The 17,327-nt window shown below is 35.7% G+C and carries 17 protein-coding genes; 5 read left to right on the top strand and 12 right to left on the bottom strand.

Annotated elements, in window-relative coordinates; all coding sequences use genetic code 11:
* Positions 1–2: 2 nt before the first annotated feature.
* Both ndk and CVT18_RS00185 read right to left on the bottom strand, forming a co-directional pair.
* Complete coding sequence (gene ndk, locus CVT18_RS00190) at positions 3–416, bottom strand: nucleoside-diphosphate kinase (protein ID WP_103628190.1); 414 nt, start codon at positions 414–416, stop codon at positions 3–5.
* Between the two features lie 102 nt (positions 417–518).
* Positions 519–803 (bottom strand): NADH-quinone oxidoreductase subunit I, encoded by a 285-nt coding sequence (locus tag CVT18_RS00185; RefSeq protein WP_021091598.1) that lies wholly within the window; start codon positions 801–803, stop codon positions 519–521.
* A gap of 174 nt (positions 804–977) precedes the next feature.
* Between CVT18_RS00185 and uvrA the strand changes: the two genes are divergently transcribed.
* The gene (gene uvrA / locus CVT18_RS00180) at positions 978–3,806 is read left to right on the top strand and encodes an excinuclease ABC subunit UvrA (protein ID WP_103628189.1); all 2,829 of its coding nucleotides are present in this window, start codon (positions 978–980) and stop codon (positions 3,804–3,806) included.
* 57 nt (positions 3,807–3,863) lie between these two features.
* On the opposite strand, the gene CVT18_RS00175 is transcribed toward uvrA, so the two are convergent.
* Positions 3,864–5,036, bottom strand: coding sequence for an O-antigen ligase family protein (locus CVT18_RS00175; protein ID WP_103628188.1), 1,173 nt, complete (start codon positions 5,034–5,036; stop codon positions 3,864–3,866).
* 87 nt (positions 5,037–5,123) lie between these two features.
* Between CVT18_RS00175 and CVT18_RS00170 the strand changes: the two genes are divergently transcribed.
* The 3 genes from CVT18_RS00170 to CVT18_RS00160 are packed head-to-tail and all read left to right on the top strand — an operon-like array spanning position 5,124 to position 7,960.
* Positions 5,124–6,152: a glycosyltransferase family 2 protein gene (locus CVT18_RS00170; protein ID WP_159071479.1), complete on the top strand. Its 1,029-nt coding sequence runs from the start codon at positions 5,124–5,126 to the stop codon at positions 6,150–6,152.
* A gap of 3 nt (positions 6,153–6,155) precedes the next feature.
* Positions 6,156–7,205, top strand: coding sequence for a glycosyltransferase (locus CVT18_RS00165; protein WP_103628186.1), 1,050 nt, complete (start codon positions 6,156–6,158; stop codon positions 7,203–7,205).
* On the top strand, positions 7,202–7,960 hold the full coding sequence (locus CVT18_RS00160; RefSeq protein ID WP_103628185.1) for a polysaccharide deacetylase family protein: 759 nt from the start codon (positions 7,202–7,204) through the stop codon (positions 7,958–7,960). The genes CVT18_RS00165 and CVT18_RS00160 overlap by 4 nt, the downstream gene beginning before the upstream one ends.
* A gap of 8 nt (positions 7,961–7,968) precedes the next feature.
* Here the strand turns inward: CVT18_RS00160 and CVT18_RS00155 are convergent, their stop codons facing one another.
* The 8 genes from CVT18_RS00155 to waaC are packed head-to-tail and all read right to left on the bottom strand — an operon-like array spanning position 7,969 to position 14,742.
* On the bottom strand, positions 7,969–8,754 hold the full coding sequence (locus CVT18_RS00155; RefSeq protein WP_103628184.1) for a glycosyltransferase family 25 protein: 786 nt from the start codon (positions 8,752–8,754) through the stop codon (positions 7,969–7,971).
* Positions 8,751–9,254 carry a hypothetical protein gene (locus tag CVT18_RS00150; RefSeq protein WP_103604330.1) on the bottom strand — a complete coding sequence of 168 codons (504 nt, stop codon included), beginning with the start codon at positions 9,252–9,254 and terminating at the stop codon, positions 8,751–8,753. The genes CVT18_RS00155 and CVT18_RS00150 overlap by 4 nt, the downstream gene beginning before the upstream one ends.
* A complete protein-coding gene (locus tag CVT18_RS00145) occupies positions 9,254–10,051 on the bottom strand; it encodes a polysaccharide deacetylase family protein (RefSeq protein ID WP_103628183.1) in 798 nt (265 codons plus the stop codon). The genes CVT18_RS00150 and CVT18_RS00145 overlap by 1 nt, the downstream gene beginning before the upstream one ends.
* Positions 10,048–11,121 (bottom strand): glycosyltransferase family 4 protein, encoded by a 1,074-nt coding sequence (locus tag CVT18_RS00140; protein ID WP_103628182.1) that lies wholly within the window; start codon positions 11,119–11,121, stop codon positions 10,048–10,050. The genes CVT18_RS00145 and CVT18_RS00140 overlap by 4 nt, the downstream gene beginning before the upstream one ends.
* A 4-nt stretch (positions 11,122–11,125) precedes the next feature.
* Positions 11,126–12,187, bottom strand: a complete 1,062-nt coding sequence (gene rfaQ / locus CVT18_RS00135; RefSeq protein ID WP_103628181.1) for a putative lipopolysaccharide heptosyltransferase III — start codon at positions 12,185–12,187, stop codon at positions 11,126–11,128.
* Positions 12,184–12,888 (bottom strand): glycosyltransferase family 2 protein, encoded by a 705-nt coding sequence (locus CVT18_RS00130; protein ID WP_087586162.1) that lies wholly within the window; start codon positions 12,886–12,888, stop codon positions 12,184–12,186. The genes rfaQ and CVT18_RS00130 overlap by 4 nt, the downstream gene beginning before the upstream one ends.
* Complete coding sequence (locus CVT18_RS00125) at positions 12,882–13,775, bottom strand: lipid A biosynthesis lauroyl acyltransferase (RefSeq protein ID WP_103628180.1); 894 nt, start codon at positions 13,773–13,775, stop codon at positions 12,882–12,884. The genes CVT18_RS00130 and CVT18_RS00125 overlap by 7 nt, the downstream gene beginning before the upstream one ends.
* Positions 13,768–14,742, bottom strand: a complete 975-nt coding sequence (waaC, locus tag CVT18_RS00120) for a lipopolysaccharide heptosyltransferase I (RefSeq protein WP_103628179.1) — start codon at positions 14,740–14,742, stop codon at positions 13,768–13,770. Before waaC ends, CVT18_RS00125 begins: the two co-directional genes overlap by 8 nt.
* Positions 14,743–14,805: 63 nt before the next feature.
* On the opposite strand from waaC, the gene CVT18_RS00115 reads away from it, so the two are divergent.
* A complete protein-coding gene (locus CVT18_RS00115) occupies positions 14,806–15,843 on the top strand; it encodes a 3'-5' exonuclease (RefSeq protein WP_103628178.1) in 1,038 nt (345 codons plus the stop codon).
* Positions 15,844–16,356: 513 nt separating this feature from the next.
* Here CVT18_RS00115 and CVT18_RS00105 read toward each other — a convergent pair.
* Positions 16,357–16,911: a hypothetical protein gene (locus CVT18_RS00105; RefSeq protein WP_103628177.1), complete on the bottom strand. Its 555-nt coding sequence runs from the start codon at positions 16,909–16,911 to the stop codon at positions 16,357–16,359.
* Positions 16,912–17,327 lie beyond the last annotated feature (416 nt).

Genomic DNA, 17,327 nt, shown 5'->3' with positions numbered 1-17,327 from the left:
AATTAGCAAATTTCTCTTGAAGCAAAGAAGAAATTTATTTCATTCACAGCATTTTCTAGGCTGTCACTTCCGTGAACCGCATTTGCATCAATGCTATCGGCAAAATCAGCTCTTATAGTGCCAGGAGCTGCTTCTTTTGGGTTAGTTGCACCCATTAGCTCGCGGTTTTTAGCAACTGCATTGTCGCCCTCTAAAACCATAACTACAACTGGTCCGCTTACCATAAAATCAACTAAATCATTGAAAAAAGGTCTATCTTTATGAACTGCATAAAATGCTTTTGCATCGCATTTGCTAAGTTGGATTTTCTTTGCGGCTGCGATCCTTAGGCCGTTACTTTCAAATCTATCTATAATTTTTCCAACAACATTTTTCTTAACAGCATCAGGCTTAATAATAGAAAGTGTTCTTTGCATAAATTTTTCCTTAAATCTAGGTTATTTAAATTGAAGTTGGCAATTATATCAAATAAAGCTTAAAAATAAAATAGGCTCAAATTGAGCCTAAAATTTATAAAATTATTGAATAACTGGAATTGAGCCATTACGTGCATCAGCACCGATTTGATCGCGAGAAGGTTGTCCCGCTACAACAGCGTCCCATACAATACAACCATCAGTTGGACAGGCAGAAGCACAGGCTGGCTCATCATTATAGCCTACGCACTCAACGCATTTATTTGAATAAACATAGTATGTATCTGCTCCAGTTGGGTTGTCGCTATCATCAACGATAGCTGAAACTGGGCATTCATCAATACATGAACCACAGCTTATGCATATATCAGTTATTTTTACAGACATTTTTTCTCCTTAGATTAAAATTTGGCGTAGAATATCAAAAAAAGCTGAAAATGATATAAATAAGCCCTTAAATTTAACTACGATTTTAAATTTTAGAAAAACTACTTTATAAATCTTTTATCACTTTTAGACTAAATTTACAGATTAAAATTTTAAAAAGGTTGTATAAATTTAATGAATGATATTATTGAAATAACTGGCGCAAGAGAACATAACTTAAAAAATATAAATCTTAAAATTCCAAAAAATAAATTAGTAGTTTTTACCGGCCTTAGCGGCAGTGGCAAGAGCACGCTAGCCTTTGATACGCTTTATGCTGAGGGACAAAGAAGATACATGGAGAGCCTTAGTAGCTACGCTAGGCAGTTTTTAGACCGTGTGGGTAAGCCTGATGTCGATAAGATCGAGGGTTTAACGCCTGCTATCGCGATCGATCAAAAGACGACTTCTAAAAACCCTCGCTCAACGGTCGGTACGATTACAGAAATTTATGACTATCTAAGGCTTTTATACGCAAGGGTCGGCGTTCAACACTGCCATAAATGTGGCAAACCTATCTCGAAAATGAGTGCGAGCGATATTATAAATGAAATTTCAAAGCTCCCGCTTGGTGCAAAAGTGATCATCTATGCGCCACTAGTTCGTGAGAAAAAGGGCACATGGGCGGACTTGATCGAAAATTTACGTCAAAAAGGCTTTGTCAGAGCGCAGATAGATGGCGTGGTGGTGAGGCTTGATGAAGAGATCGAGCTTGCAAAAACAAAAAAACACACGATAAAGGTCATTGTTGATAGGATCGCTATCGATGAGCAAAATCACGAACGCCTTGCGAGCGACGTGGAAAAGGCGCTAAATGAGAGCTTTGGCGAAGTCGAGATAGAGATCGCAAATGCCGATGAGCTTGGCTTAAAAGAGAGTTTTATACATTACAGCGAGCACATGGCTTGTTTTGACTGCAAAATTTCATTTTCGCCGCTTGAACCACTAAGCTTTAGCTTTAACTCGCCAAAGGGCGCTTGCGAGCACTGCGACGGACTTGGCATAAGATATAGCCTAGATATGAGCAAGATCATCGATGAGGAAAAGTCGATAGAAAATGGTGCGATCAAGCTACTTTATGGCTATAACATGAGCTATTACTATAAATTTTTACTTGCTTTTTGCGAGCAAAATGGCATTGATATTAAAAAACCATATTATGAGCTTAGTGAAGATGAAAAGAGGCTCGTTTTATATGGAAATGTCAAAGAAGTTGAGTTTTTTTGGAAGAGAAATAAGCTACTTAGAAAGTTTGATGGTGTAGTTAAAATTTCACACGGGCTTTTGAAGGATTACAAAGACTTTGACGAATACATGAGTGAGAAAATTTGTGACGCTTGTAACGGTCACAGGCTAAAGCCTCAAAGTTTAGCGGTAAAGGTCGCTGGCCTTGGACTTGGTGAAATTTTAGATATGAGTATAGAAAACTGCACTGCCTTTTTCTCAAATGAGAAAAATTTTGCCTATCTTAGCGACTATGACAAGGCGATCGCAAAGCCTATCTTAAAAGAGATCAACGAGAGGCTTTTCTTTTTGTATGACGTGGGGCTTGGCTATTTGTCACTTGGACGTGATGCTAGGACGATCAGCGGTGGTGAGGCGCAGCGTATCAGGATCGCGAGTCAGATAGGAAGCGGGCTAAGTGGCGTCATGTACGTGCTTGATGAGCCAAGCATCGGTCTACACGAGCGTGATACGCTAAAACTCATAAAGACGCTTAGAAATTTACAAGCCAAAGGCAACTCTGTAATCGTCGTCGAGCATGATAAAAAAACGATAGAAGAGGCTGATTTTATCGTAGATATTGGACCTGGGGCTGGTAAATTTGGCGGTAACGTGGTCTTTGCAGGCAGTTCAAAAGAGCTTTTAAGCTCAGATACCCAGACTGCACAATACATAAATGGTAAGAAAAAGATCAACTATCAAAAAAATAGGAAAGCTGAGAAGTGGCTAGAAATTTCAAATGTAAATATCAACAATATCTCAAATTTAACCGCGAAATTTCCGCTTAGAAACCTTGTAGGCGTCACGGGCGTCTCAGGCTCTGGCAAGAGCTCGCTAGTGCTTCAGACCTTGCTTCCAGAGGCGCAGGAGCAGCTAAATAGAGCCAAAAAAGTAAAAAAGATAGCTGGGGTAAATTTAAGCGGACTTGAGAATTTAGACAAGGTGATCTATCTTGATCAAAGCCCAATCGGCCGTACCCCACGCTCAAATCCGGCAACATATACTGGTGTGATGGATGAGATAAGAAATTTATTTGCGCAGACCAAAGAAGCTAAACTTAGAGGCTATAAAATAGGGCGCTTTAGCTTCAATGTCAAAGGTGGACGCTGCGAGAAGTGCCAAGGCGAGGGCGAGATTACGATTGAGATGCACTTTTTGCCTGATATTAACGTAGTTTGTGACGTTTGTAATGGTGCTAGATATAACGCTCAAACCTTAGAAATTTTATACAAAGGCAAAAACATCGCTGAGGTGCTAAATATGAGTATCGATGAGGCGGTTGAGTTTTTCAAGGCTGTGCCAAAGATCGCTTCGAAGCTCACCACGCTTCAAGACGTAGGGCTTGGCTACATTACACTTGGACAAAATGCAGTCACACTTAGTGGTGGCGAGGCGCAACGTGTGAAGCTAGCAAAAGAGCTTAGTAGAAGTGACACTGGAAATACGCTTTATATCCTTGATGAGCCAACGACAGGACTTCATTTTGCCGACGTCGATCGGTTGGTAAAGGTGCTAAATCACTTAGTTGATCTTGGAAATTCTGTTTTTGTGATCGAGCATAATATGGATGTTATTAAAAACTGTGACTACATCGTAGATATGGGGCCAGAAGGTGGCGCAAAAGGTGGTAAAGTGATAGCGTGCGGCAGTGTAAAAGAGGTGGCTAAAAACTATAAAAAAACTGGCAGCTACACTGGAGAATTTCTAGCGCAAGAGCTTGAAGAGATGAAGAAAAAGTAGAAATTTAGCTCAACCGTTTCTTTGTAAAATTTGAAACGGTTGATATGTACTGCAGTATTAACTAAATTTTGATGTTGTTTTCTTATCTATGGCACTTAAAGCCAGAGCCCAAAATAGTAGCATTAAAAGCGCATTTTCATGGTGAAATGTTGTATTTGCAAGTGAAATTATATTATTAGCCATAAGCATTAAAAGTGCAAGAAAAACTATGCTATTTTGTCTAAAATTTTTAATGAATTTTATAAATAGTGATAGTTGAAATACCAAATATGCAAGCAAGGCAACGATGCCCTTTTCTGTTAAAAATGTTAAAAAGGTATTGTGTGCGTGACCAACATGAACTTCACCATTGCCTGGAAAATATTTTGTTATATCAATAATCCTAAATTCACCAGAACCTATTCCAAATAAAGGACATTCTAACCATGTATAAAACGCGCTAGCAAAGATCGGATATCTAGTCTCTGATCCAGTGACCCCCTTTGTTAGTTGACTATAAAATCTTTGATCTTGAGTAATATTCGTTGATATATATATATAAGAAATAGCTATTACACTAAATAAAATTATCAAGCCTAATAAAAATTTTATTTTTATCTGTTTATTTAAAATTTCAAAAAGCAAGTAAGTAAAAATAATGATTGGTAAAAGATACATTGCAGCTCTAGAGCCAGCTATCATTATACCAAGGACACAAATTCCGGCAACACTTATGCCTATATACTTTTCAAAAATTTCTTTGCTATTTATCGAAACTAATGCTACACAAAAAACTAGTAGCATAAAAATAGCGCTATGATTTACGTGTCCTATTGATTTAAGCTCAAAAAGCGCTAAAGGATTATTTGAAGTGAATTTTTCTATACAAGCAGGGATAAACGCGGCAATGAAACCAGCAAATAAGGCAAAAAATAAAAATTTAAAATTTATTTTTTCTACGCCGACACTTCTGGCCACAAAGAAAAATAGCATACATCTTAGTGGATCAAGTACTCTTGATACAGAAACTCCATTTACCAAGCAGCTTACAAAAGTAGCCAAAACAAAGATAAAAAGCGAGATATTTATGAGATCAAATTTAAATTGCCTTTTTTCTTTGACACAAATATAAATTCCAGCCAAGACGAAAAGTGTAAGTGAAATTTGCTTTAAGCCCTCAGTTACTGGTAGTGTAAATAAGACAATAACTAAAAAAAGATTGTAGAGCTTAGACACGATGTCATTTTTCATGCATATCCTTTAAAATTTTAAGTGGACATTTTATCATTGCTGAACTAAAAATAATATACAATTAAACAAAAATTAAAAGGAAGTATTGTGTCTGACGTAAAAATAAGCTTTGTGGTGCCTATTTTTAACAAAGAAGAGCATGTTAGAAATTGTTTAAATTCACTTATATCTCAAGATATGGATGATATTGAGATCATAGTTGTAGATGATGGAAGCAGTGATACCACACCTCAAATTTTGAAAGAGTACGAAGATAAAATAATACTAAAAACAAAGAGTAATGCAGGCGTTAGTGCTGCTAGAAATGATGGTATATTGCTAGCTAAAGGAAAATATACTATCTGCGTAGATGCTGATGACTATATAGAAAAAGATTATGCTTCAAGTGTTTATGATATCGCAGAAAAATTTGATGCCGACATAGTGATAACAGATATGTGTAAGGTCTATGGTCATAAAAAGCTCCTTTTGAAGGATTTTGAGACAAAAGAGGATGGCGCAATCGATAAAAACGAGTATTTAAAGAGGCTTTTAGCCTCAAGGCACAACAAAGTCTTGCACAATGCGGCAAACAAGGCGATTAGGACTGAAATTTTAAAAGAAAATTTATTTCCAGTCGGGATCACGCAAGCTGAAGATTTTCACGCTGTAGTGAGAAATGTTATTGCTTCAAAAACTCTTGTAAAACTAAATAAGGCTTTTTATTGCTATAAGATAGGAGACAACAACACTGCTGGCTTTGAAAAATTAAAAGCTGTGATGGATCATAAATTTGTATATGACGACATAATCTCGATTTTAAAAAACAAAAATTTAGCTCTTGAAATGGTGCCAGATCTAGAGCTTAGAAAGATAAAAAGCGTCTATATGCCAGCCATTTTGGCAAGACCAAATCTAAAAAATAGTAGCTATGTAAAGGCACTTGATCTTTTTTATGCAGATATTGATAGCATCATAAACTCATCTGGTTTTTCAAAACTTAGACTAAAACAAAGAATTTTGCTTAAAGTGCTAAAAAATGTAAAATCATACGAAAATGTATCAAAAATTTTAAAAATCTTTAATACAATAAATGGCTTTTTGTCAAATAAAAAAATGAAAGAATTTAAAGAGTAGAAGATGATAAATATACTTGAGCTTGAAAGCTCTCTTGGATTTGGTGGGCAAGAACACCGTACACAGCGTGTGATAAATGGACTAGATAAGAGTAAATTTAAGGTTTTTTATGGACTAAATCCTGGCTCAAAAAGCTTTGAGAAGCAAATAGAGTGTGAATTCGTTGAGTTTAATCTCAAAAAGTCTTTTAATATCTTTGAAATTTTAAAAATTTGCAAATTTGTAAAGCAAAATAATATAAAAATCATCTCAACTCACTCAGGAAAGGACGGTACTATTGGAGCGATTGTAGGTAAAATTTGTGGCGTTAGCGTGGTTCGCACTAGGCATTTACAGCTGCCTATAACATCGCCTTTGCCTTATAATCTAAGTACAAAAGTAGTCGGCGTGTGCGACTCAGTATGCGAGGATCTTATAAAAAGAGGCGTGAAAAAGGAAAAAGTCGTCAAAATTTATACAGGCATCGATACGCAAAAGTACACACCAGAATTTAAGATAAATATGAAAAAAGAATTTGGCTTAAATGACGATGTAGTTGGAGTTTGCATCGTTGCAGTGTTAAGGGCAGCTAAAAATCATAAGCTATTAATCGATGCATTTAGTGAGTTAAATTTAGAAAAATCAGCCCTTTTTATCGTAGGTGATGGTCCGCAAAATAAAAATTTACAAGAATATATAAAAGATAAAAAAAATATCTTTATGCTCGGAAATAGAACCGATGTGAGCGATTTTTTGGGCTCTCTTGATATTTGTGTGTTGCCTTCAGATATGGAGGCTATCGGTGGAGCGTTGCTTGAAGCATCTTCGTGTAAGTTAGCTACTATCGGAAGTGATGTTGGCGGTCTTGGTGAGGCAGTGAGTGATGGAAAGAGTGGATTTTTATTTCAAAATGGCGATAAAGAGGGGCTGAAAAAAGTACTTGAAAGGCTCATTTTGGATGAAAATTTAAGAAAACAGATGGGTGAGTTTGGCAGAGAGTACGTAAAAGAAATTTTTAGTATCGAAAAAATGATAGAAAATACGCAAAATTTATATATGGAACTTGCAAAATGAGCGTAACAGTTTTAATGTATCATCATGTGCTTAAAAAAAGCGGGTTTATTGCAAGTAGCGTAGATGAGTTTAGAGATCAGATGAAATTTTTAGCTCAAAATGGCTACAAAACGCTAAGCTCGGCTGAGTTTGTGGCATATAAAAAAGGTGAGCTTGGTGTGCCTAAAAAGAGTGTCTTTATCACATTTGATGATGGCTGGAAGGATAATTTTGTCTACGCATATCCTATTATCAAGGAATTTAATCTTAAAGCGACTATTTTTCTAGTTGCTGGCTGGATAGAGCAGGCGAGTAGAAAAGGTGGCGAGTTTATAGAATTAGATCATAATGAATACAAAAATGCTGCACCAACTAGACCTGAAGATGTCTTTTTAAACTACGAAGAAATAACAAAGATGAAAGAGTGCTTTGACTTTCACTCGCATACTTATACGCATTTTGATGATTATTTTGGTATTTGTGAAATGAAAGAAAATTTTACAAAATGCAAAGAATTTATGTATAAAAATTTTGGCTTTGATGACAAGCTACTTTGCTGGCCAAGAGGTAAATTTAATGATGAGCTAAAAAATGTGGCAAAAAGCGTTGGCTATGAGGTATTTTTCACAACAAAGCGTGGGATAAATAAATCTGATGGTGTGCTTGATGATATAAGGCGAATAGCGGTAAAAAAAGATGCAAGTTGGCTAAAAAAGACACTATTTATCTATCAAAATGACTTTTTAGGCTCAATATATTCAACACTAAAATCTTAGGAGAAATTTTACTTTGTAAAAATTCTCTCATTTTTAGCAATATGTTTTTCATAAAATCTTGAAATTTTGTATGAGAAATTTTTATTAGATTTTTTAAAAAGAGAATTTATCTTCTCTTTTTGCTTTCTTTGGTTTTCCAAGCTAGAGTTGCCTAGTTCCTCTGGATGAGAAAAGATGTTGCTAAAATACATTTTTAGATCAGTGTTTTTTAGGATCGCTTCCCATTTATCGGCTCCGTAAAGACCATCTTTGTAAAAATCAAGCAGAGCTTTTGCACTCTTTCTTGTTAGAATGTAAGCAGCAGTTCTATATATACTAGCGTATGAGTATGGTGAGATAAGATATAAATTTTCTTTTATTTTTTTGCCAAAAGCACGAAATCTACTATTTAAACCATCTTGCACACCACATATTAAAATGCTATCACTATTTATATCTTTGCATAGCAAAAAGGCCTCATTTATTAACTCGTCATTTCCAATAACATCATCCTCTAATATTAAAGTAAATTCCGCGTCGCCTTGTAAAAAATCCTCATAGGCTTTTATATGTGACATTGTGCAAGCTAGCTCACCTGGAGTCGCAATTAATGGCGGTATTTTAAATTTATAATCTTCATCACAAGATTTTAACAAGCAATCTATCATGGCGCTGTAATACTCATTGACACTAAAATTTTTAGCATCAACCGCATCTATTATTTTAAATTCATCATATCTGTTAAATTGTCTTTGTAAATTTTGCCTTCGCTCTTCATCTCTTTTTAATGATATTACATAGACGGGATTGTTCATTTTTTTGCTCCAACTTTTAAGTCAAATTCTAACTTGACTTTATATGCAAGGCCTGCTAGATCAAGCTCTTTTTTATTTATATGCTTTTGGGTGTTGATTAAATCGTCACTAGAATTTCTTTTATAAATTCCAGCAATTCGAGCTTCTTCATCAGCGTTTAAAATACAAAGTATATCGCATTTGCTTATACGTAAAAGTGGGTTTGCGCTTACGTATATTACGACTTTTACAAACGGCATGATAAATTTAAAAAATGGTTTTAGCTCATCTTGATGATCACTTTTGATTTTTATCTTTGGACGAGCTATAAATAAATTTAGGCTCATTACATCATCATCGATTACAGCGATTTGATAAGGTTTAAAGTTTTTAAATCCATTTTTTCTAATTTGCTTTGCAAGTGTGCTTTTGCCACTACCATGAAGCCCAGTAAGAGCGATTAAGGCTTGTTTTTTATCTTTTAAAATTTCTTTACAAGCCTCATTTAATGCTTCAAGCATTATTTATAGCCTCTATTTCTAAAATTTGAATATAAATTTCCTAGCACCGGCGTAGAATAGATAAAAAGCTTCTTTTTAACTCTAAAAATGTAATCACTCTCGCTCTTTGCATTGTTTGATATATCGATACGTCTTATCTTAAATTTATCATCTCCTACGCAAAATCCGCCATCTATCACGCTAAAAGCAAAGTCATAATAATCTCTCACGACTTTTAGTGAAAGCTCGTTAAAGTGCCCTTTTGGAAAGCAAAAGCCAAATTCTTGTTTTTCAGGAAATAGCTCTTTTATCTTAGCCAGCGAGCTAGAAAATTCCTCTCTTAATTTTACTTCATCGTTGCTTTTGCAAGAAAAGTGGCTGGCTGTATGGCTATCAAACTCAAAAAGTCCGCTCTCTTGCATCTGCCTGATCTCGTCTAAATTTAAAAAATACTCCGCGTCTTTATCATAATCGATCTCTTTATGTTTTTTAAATGCAAAGCCGTAGTCTTGCCTTTTAAAATCCTTGATCTTATCTGTTATCAAAAAGCACACAGCTGGAATTTTTAGCTCTTTTAGGATAGGAAATGCAAATTTATAATTATCAAAATATCCATCATCAAAAGTTAGCAAAATGCTCTTTCTTGAGGCTTTTACTCGCCCACTAGTTATATCTTTAAACTGAGCATAGTTTATAAATTTATAGCCCTCATTTAACGCCATAAGAAGTGCTTTTTTAAATAGCTCTGGTTTAATGGCAAAGTCGTTTTCATTGTTATTGCAGTGATGCATCGTTAGCACGCAAACTGGGTAGTTCATTTTTGCTCCAGTAAATTTTTAATAGCCTCTTTTAGCGTCTTATGGCTAAAGTTTTCATCCACAAATTTAAAGGCATTTTGTGAGTAAATTTTGGCTTTTTCAGGCTCATTTATCAGCTCCAAAATGCACTCTTTTAGCGAAATTTCATCTAAATTTCTAGCACAAAGCCCACGCTCTTTATCTTTAACTAGCACGTTCATCGGCGTGTTGTCATAGACCACGATAGGTACTTTTGAGCTCATCGCCTCAAGCAATACCGTACCAAGCCCCTCGGAGTGCGAGGCAAATACGTATATATCAAAGCTTTTTATAACATTTGCCGCGTCTTTTCTAAAACCAGTAAATATAGTCTTATCTTTTTTACTAAAAATCGAGGCAATCTCGTTTTTTGTGCTTTCGCTGATATTTCCTGCAAAAACTATTGTGGCGTCCTTCTCTTTTAAAATTTCTTTTGCTGCACTTGCAAAGTCAAAGACACCTTTCTTGCGGTAAAGCGAAGTAAATGTACCGATAACTAGCTCATCTTGAGATATATTAAACTCATCTCTAAAAGTGCTTTTTGTAGCATCTATCGCCTCCACATCGACTGTGCTTGGCATAAAAACTAGCCTATCTTTGCTAACGCCGATGCTTAGCAGGTACTCTTTGACACTATCTGAGATGTATAAAATTTTATCAAAAAGCTTTTTATGCATAAATTTAGAAACAAGCCCCTTTATAGGAAAAAGATTATGCCTTTCCTTGTAAAATTTAACGCCTTTGCTTCTGTAAAATAGTCCAGCAATTGCCCCAACCCAGCTATCAGTCGAGCCATGCGTGATTACGATATCTATCTTGTTCGAGCTTATTGCTTCGCAAAGTGCTGGTACGCTTTTATGAAAATTTTTCTTATTCATTTCTTGTGCTATAACACTAAAGCCTTCTTCTTTTGCAATGCTTTCTATCTGAGAGTTTGGGTTGCAAAAAAGTATGACATTGTGACCCATCTCGCGCATAAAACGCATCTCATTTAGTGTCTTGTTTTGCTCACCACCCCAGTTAAAAAGTGTCTGCGTGTGAAGAATATTCATCTGCCTATCCTAAAATTTCTTTTATTTTGGCTTTTATTTTTGGCATTTCGTCGCTAAAATCCATCAAGGTCTTTTCTATGCCATGCTTTGCTATACCTTCTTTATCGCAAGGTACAAAGTCCCAGTCTTTTTGATAAACAGTGTGTTTGCCCATGCTTTGTATACCATTTTGGGCTGTATAGCCATTTTCCATGAGTGAGTTATCCCAAGGCCCCCACTCAAAAGCATTGCTTGGACCAAAAAAAGCGATCACAGGCACGTCATTTGCCGCAGCGATGTGCATTATAGCTGTATCCACTCCGATAAAAAGGCTTGAATGCTTTGATAGGGCGATCGTTTGTTTCAAATTTAGCTTACCGCCTAAATTTATAGGCTCACTCTTGCAAATTTTTAGCACGCTTGCTAGCTTTTCTAGCTCATTTTCTTTATTGTCGCTTGTTAGCACGACCTTTACGCCAAGCTCATTTTCGCAGTAGTCGATGAGCTCTGCCATGCTCTCATCATTTGCGCATTTAAACATCCAGCGGCTTGTAAAATGCATATGTACAAAGCGTTTTGGTAAATTTAGACGCTTCACACTCTCGTCCGAAAATACACTCACCTTTTTGCTAACCGGTTCAAATCCCAAAGCCCTTAAAGCGTTTAGATTATGATCGATCGTATGTGAAAAATTTTCATAGTATTTTGCTTTGACGTTTAGAAGTTTATTTATTGATTGATTTTTGCCAAGAAAGCCTACTATTTTTTTGATCTTTGCGTATTTTGAGATGATTATACCGCGATCCCCCGTGGTTGTTTGCACCGCCATGTCATACTTCTCTTTTTTGATCGCTTTTATAAATTTTATCTCGGTAATCAGTCTTTTAAAAAAGCCAGAATTTGCACTTTGTCTATCGTAAATATGGATTTTGTTTATGTAAGGATTTCCTTCTATCATCGCTTCTGTGCCTTTGTTTAGGGCAAAGTCGATGGTTGCATCTGGGTAATAATAGTGCAAATTTTCAATAAGAGGCGTAGTCAAAAGCACGTCACCGATGTTTCTAAATTTAATCACAAGTATTTTCATTTTATATATTTCCAAAATGTGTACTGAGCATAAAGTCTGGCTATAACATAGCCAGCAAAGCCCTCTTTAAAGCCACCTTTTAGCACATAAAGCTTAAAAAATGTCCAAGCTGGGCTTGTTAGAGCTTTAAATAAATTCCTTTTTGCCCCCATGCTTGAGTAGCGATTTTGCTTAGCGATAAACTGCTCGATACTCTCATATGCATAGTGCAAGAAGTGATTTTTAAGTACTCCAAGCTTTTGCGAGTTGTCATTTAAAATGACCTTTTCATGCACGGCTCTGCCATCAAATTTGGCAAAATTTTTGTTAAAAAGCCTCACTGTGTAGTCTGGATAGAGCCCCATATTTTTGATTGCTTTGCCAAAGAAAAAATTTAGCCTAGCTACGTTGTAAGCCATAAATTTTGGCTCTTTTAGTGTATCTATGATCTCGTTTTTAAGTTCATTTGTGATCACCTCGTCACTATCAAGCACAAAGACCCACTCATTTTTGGCTAGATCAACGCCCTTTTGCTTTTGCGCGCCAAATCCTAGCCAAGCTTGCTCGTGAAATCTCACGTTGCTAAAGCCATCACAAATTTGCCTTGTGCTATCTTTTGAGCCGCTATCAACCACGATGACCTCATCAGCAAAATTTGTACTTTCTAACACTTCTTGTAGATATTTTTGGCTGTTAAAAGTCAGAATGACAACGCTTAGCATTTATACTCATTTTCGTAAAATCTCTTAAACCTTTGGTGAAACCAAAAGTACTCCTCAGGCCTTGCTCTAACCATCTCCTCGCACGCACTGCACTGCATCTGCGTCGCTTTTTGCACGGCATCTTCTTTGTCAAACGTACTTATGTCGATAGGCTGCTCAAAGCAAATTTCGTTTAAATTTTCATCTTTTTGGTAGATAAATGCGTTTATGATAAGGGCATTTGTCTTTTGCGCTAGCACGCTTGCAGCTGGTGTGTGAAGCACATCTTTGCCAAAAAACTGTACCTTTATGCCATCTTTTGGTGCGGTATTTTGATCGACTAAAATCCCTACTATTCGTCTAGCTTTTAGCGCTTTTAAAATATCTTTTGCACCGCCATCTTTGTCGATGAGCTCCACGTCAAACTGCGATCTGTTTGCTCTTAAAATTTTATCCATGACGCTACTATCAAGCCTTCTGCCAAGCACTGAAGATGGCCCAAAATGAGCTGCGACAGCTAAGCCAAATATCTCCCACTGCCCAAAATGCGCAGTTGTAACTATGATAGACCTGCCAGACTTTATTGCGTCAAGCAAAAAGTGCTCATTTTTAAAAACAACTTGATCAAGTATCTTTTGCTTTGTCGTGTTTTGATTTAGGATGAAATTTATACCAAGGTATTTTGCAAAGTTGTAGTAGCATTTTTTGGCGATCTCAAGTTTCTCTTCTTTGGTTTTTGACTCGCCAAACGCAAGATTTAAATTTGTCATAACGACGTGGAATCGCTTTTTATTAAGCTTCATATACGAAAAAGCTAAAAATTTAGCGAGCAAATCTCTAAGTGAGCTAGGTAGTAAAAATATAAAAAACTTTAAAGTATAAAAGCCAGCCAGATAGAGCCTATCCATTTAGTAGCCTTTTTGCAAAATTTGCAATCGTTTCTGGAAAAATTTCTCTTATGCAAAAGTCGTTTTTATCGATACTTCTCGCGTCTATTTGCTTGCCCATATCTATAACTAAATTTTTATCCGTGATGTAAGCATTTCTGTGGCTTGGACGGTTGCCAAAAAGCGTGATAGAAGGCCTATTTATCGCCCAAGCAAGGTGCGTTAGACCACTATCGTTGCCAATTACTAAATCACAGCTTGCAATGAAGCTTATCATCTCTTTTATGCTTAGTTTTTCAAGTAGCTTTGCTGAGGTGCCTGAGATGATCGCCTCAGCCCTTGCTTTTTCGCTCTCACTTCCGTAACAAAGGTAAATTTCGCATCCATCAAATAGTCTGATCACATCTTTAAATTTGTTATAAATTTTGCTCTCTTCGCTTGCAAATGCGGCGATTAAAACGCGTTTTTTGCTACTTTCATTTTTATAAATTTCACTTGCTTCAAAGCAAGGTACTTTTTCTAAAATTTCACTTGCTTCAAAGCTAAAATTTAGAGCAAAAGCCACAAGTGCCAAATTTCTAATGATTATATTTTCGTTGTAATCAATTTTAAATTTATGTCTATAAAGCCTAGCTGCGATCTTTTCTTTGACACTTTCTCTGCTAAAGCCATAAGTTTGCTTGCCTATTATTTTTGCGACAACGGCTGATTTAAAAAGTCCTTGCAGATCGATCACTTTGTCAAATTTACCAAGGGTTTTTAGTATCTTGTAGCTTTGTTTAAAGCTTTGTTTAAGCGGTAAAACGACTAGCTCGTCGATAAGTGGATGATCTTTTAAAAGGCTTGCAAAACGAGTATCAACTAACCACGTGATATGGGCATTTGGATAGTGCTTTTTGATAAACTGAAGTACAACAGCTGCGTGCACGATATCCCCAAGAGCGGAGAGTTTGACGATGGCTATTTTTAGTTGATTTTTGTTTTGCATTGATCACTTTAGATATAAATTTTTGGTATGATTTTAAAAAAAAATGCTTAAAAAAGGGCTAAAATGGCGAAAAGTTACATCTGTGTCTTTGACTGCGAGACGATACCTGATGCAAATTTGATAAGAAAAATTTATGGCATTGATGGGAGCGATGAAGATGTGAGCGTGCAAGCGATGGTGTTGCAAAAAGAGGCTAGTGGGAGTGAGTTTTTGCCTGTGATGTTTCATAGAGTCGTGGCGATCTCTGCTGTAATGGCTGATGAGTACGGCAAATTTTTAAAAGTTAGCACGATGGAGGGCAAGGATGAGCGCGAGATCATCGCTAAATTTTTAAAATTTATAAATGATTATAACCCAAGGCTTGTTAGCTTTAATGGAAGGGGTTTTGACCTGCCGATGTTAATGGTGCGTGCGATGCGCTACAATCTAAATGCGGCGGCATATTACGAGAGCGAAAATAAAGAGCTAAATAAAAACAAATGGGAAAACTATAGGGCAAGGTATTCGCCTAAATTTCACCTTGACCTGCTTGATTTTATAAGCGATTTTGGAAGTGTGAGAGGACTAAAGCTTGATACTCTTTGCGCCAGCTTAAATTTACCTGGAAAATACGACGTGCACGGCGATCAGGTGCTTGAGCTTTATTACGCAGGCGAGCTTGATAAGATCAACGAATACTGCGAAAGTGACGTACTAAACACCTACTGGCTCTTTTTAAAATTTGAGCTTTTACAGGCAAATATCTTGCAAGATGACTATATAAATCACCTAAACGTGATGAGTGAATTTCTAGCCAAAAACTGCGCTCACAGAGAATACACTGAGGTCTTTTGCACTGCGATAAGCGACGAGCTAGCTAGACTTAATGGCAAGCTTGATTACGAGATCAAGGTTCAAAAAGAGAGTGAGGATTACGAGGAATTTAATGATTTTAGTGATCTTGACGGCACAAAAGATACACCAGAGCAGCTAAAGGAGCGTTTGGCAAGACAAGGGCTTGATGGGCTTTTAAAAAGAGCTAGCGAGGTTGCGTCAGCTGCCAAAAAAGATAAGAGTTTTGCCGAAGAGAAACTACCTGAAATAAATTTGGACGAAGAGTAAAAATTCTACGCTTTTAGGCCGTAAAATATCTTTTGCTACTCTATGGAATTAATATCCTGATCTGCGGAATATCACGGATATTCAAATCCAAATTCATACTCTTTTAAAACTCCATTAGAAAAGATGAATTTCTCGTAGTAGAGCGGCATATCAAATTCTTGTAAGAGTTTGCTTTTATTTTGCTCAGTGATGTAGGTGACGATAGAAATGGCGTTTTCTTCTTGTAGATCGTTTGGTTTACCTAGTTTCTTTAAAATTTGGTCTTGTTTGTCGCCAAGTTTGATACCAGAATTTGTAGTGAAATCTTTTATTATATTTACTTTTGCAAAATATTTTTGATGCTAATTGGATCATCTATGACTGTTAAGTTACCTTTATCTCACTATCTTCTATTTATTTGAATTTTCCGGTCGATATTCTAGTGGCTTTGCTAAGTATTAAGAGCTCAAAAACACATAAAATTATCCTATAAATATATTTACTTTTTAATATATTACTCAAATTACCTAATTACTACTTATTTTTATAAAAGTTTTTTCTCATGTCATTAAGAATTTTTGGAATGATTTGATTTATATAAAGTCTATTCTTTTTACCATGATCTACGTAGTAATTTTCTACTTTATTAATTTTTTCATCGTTTGTAGTTTCATCTATATACCCAAATTTCCAAGTGTACTCATACAAATAAAATTCCGAGGCTAATTTTTTAAAAAGTATATAAAAGTCCACTATATTTCCATCTCTGTCTTGGGTTCCGCCTTTAAACTCAATTATACTACCATTAGCTGTAACGCTCCACATGGACATATCGTTGTAACAAAAATTCCATTTTTTCATTTTCTCTTTGTAAATAATGGCACACTCTTTTATGTCTATTGCTCGACCCAGATTGTCTTCATTATAATTACGTAAAATTTTGACAGAATAGCTATCGCTGCCTATTTTAAAATAATAGTTAGATGCGTCTTTGTATTTAAAATTTGGTATTTCATCTTTTCCCATACCTTTGCAAGCCAGCAATGATACTAATAAAAATGCACTATTTAAAAATTTGAAAAATTTCATATTCTATGATCCATCGGTACTATATCCATTAAGATTTTTTATTAGGAATTTTTTAACAGCATCCGCATCATATTCTACACACTTGTCGTTACATTGAAAATTCAAGACTTTTGTTAGAGGGGAAACAATGATCGAATTTTTTTGTTTAACTCATAGCAATTAGTTACATTGTTCCTTGTGTCATTTAAAGAGTATCTATTGATGACACAAAGATTTTTCTTTTTATTTATTTCTGTAAAAAATACTGATTTTATTTCATCTAGAATGTCTATAATATCAGGTTTTATTAAGGTTTTATTTATGTTTAAAAGCACCATTTGTGTTTTGTTGTTTTGCGTTTTTAAAAACGTAAGCACAGCTAAAGCACCATCTAATTTTACTGCAACTGGCTTATGGGGCATTGTATTATTGCTATC

Source organism: Campylobacter concisus (assembly GCF_003048405.1).
In the GTDB taxonomy this organism is placed as follows: domain Bacteria; phylum Campylobacterota; class Campylobacteria; order Campylobacterales; family Campylobacteraceae; genus Campylobacter_A; species Campylobacter_A concisus_Q.
This window is presented reverse-complemented; position numbering and strand designations above follow the sequence as displayed.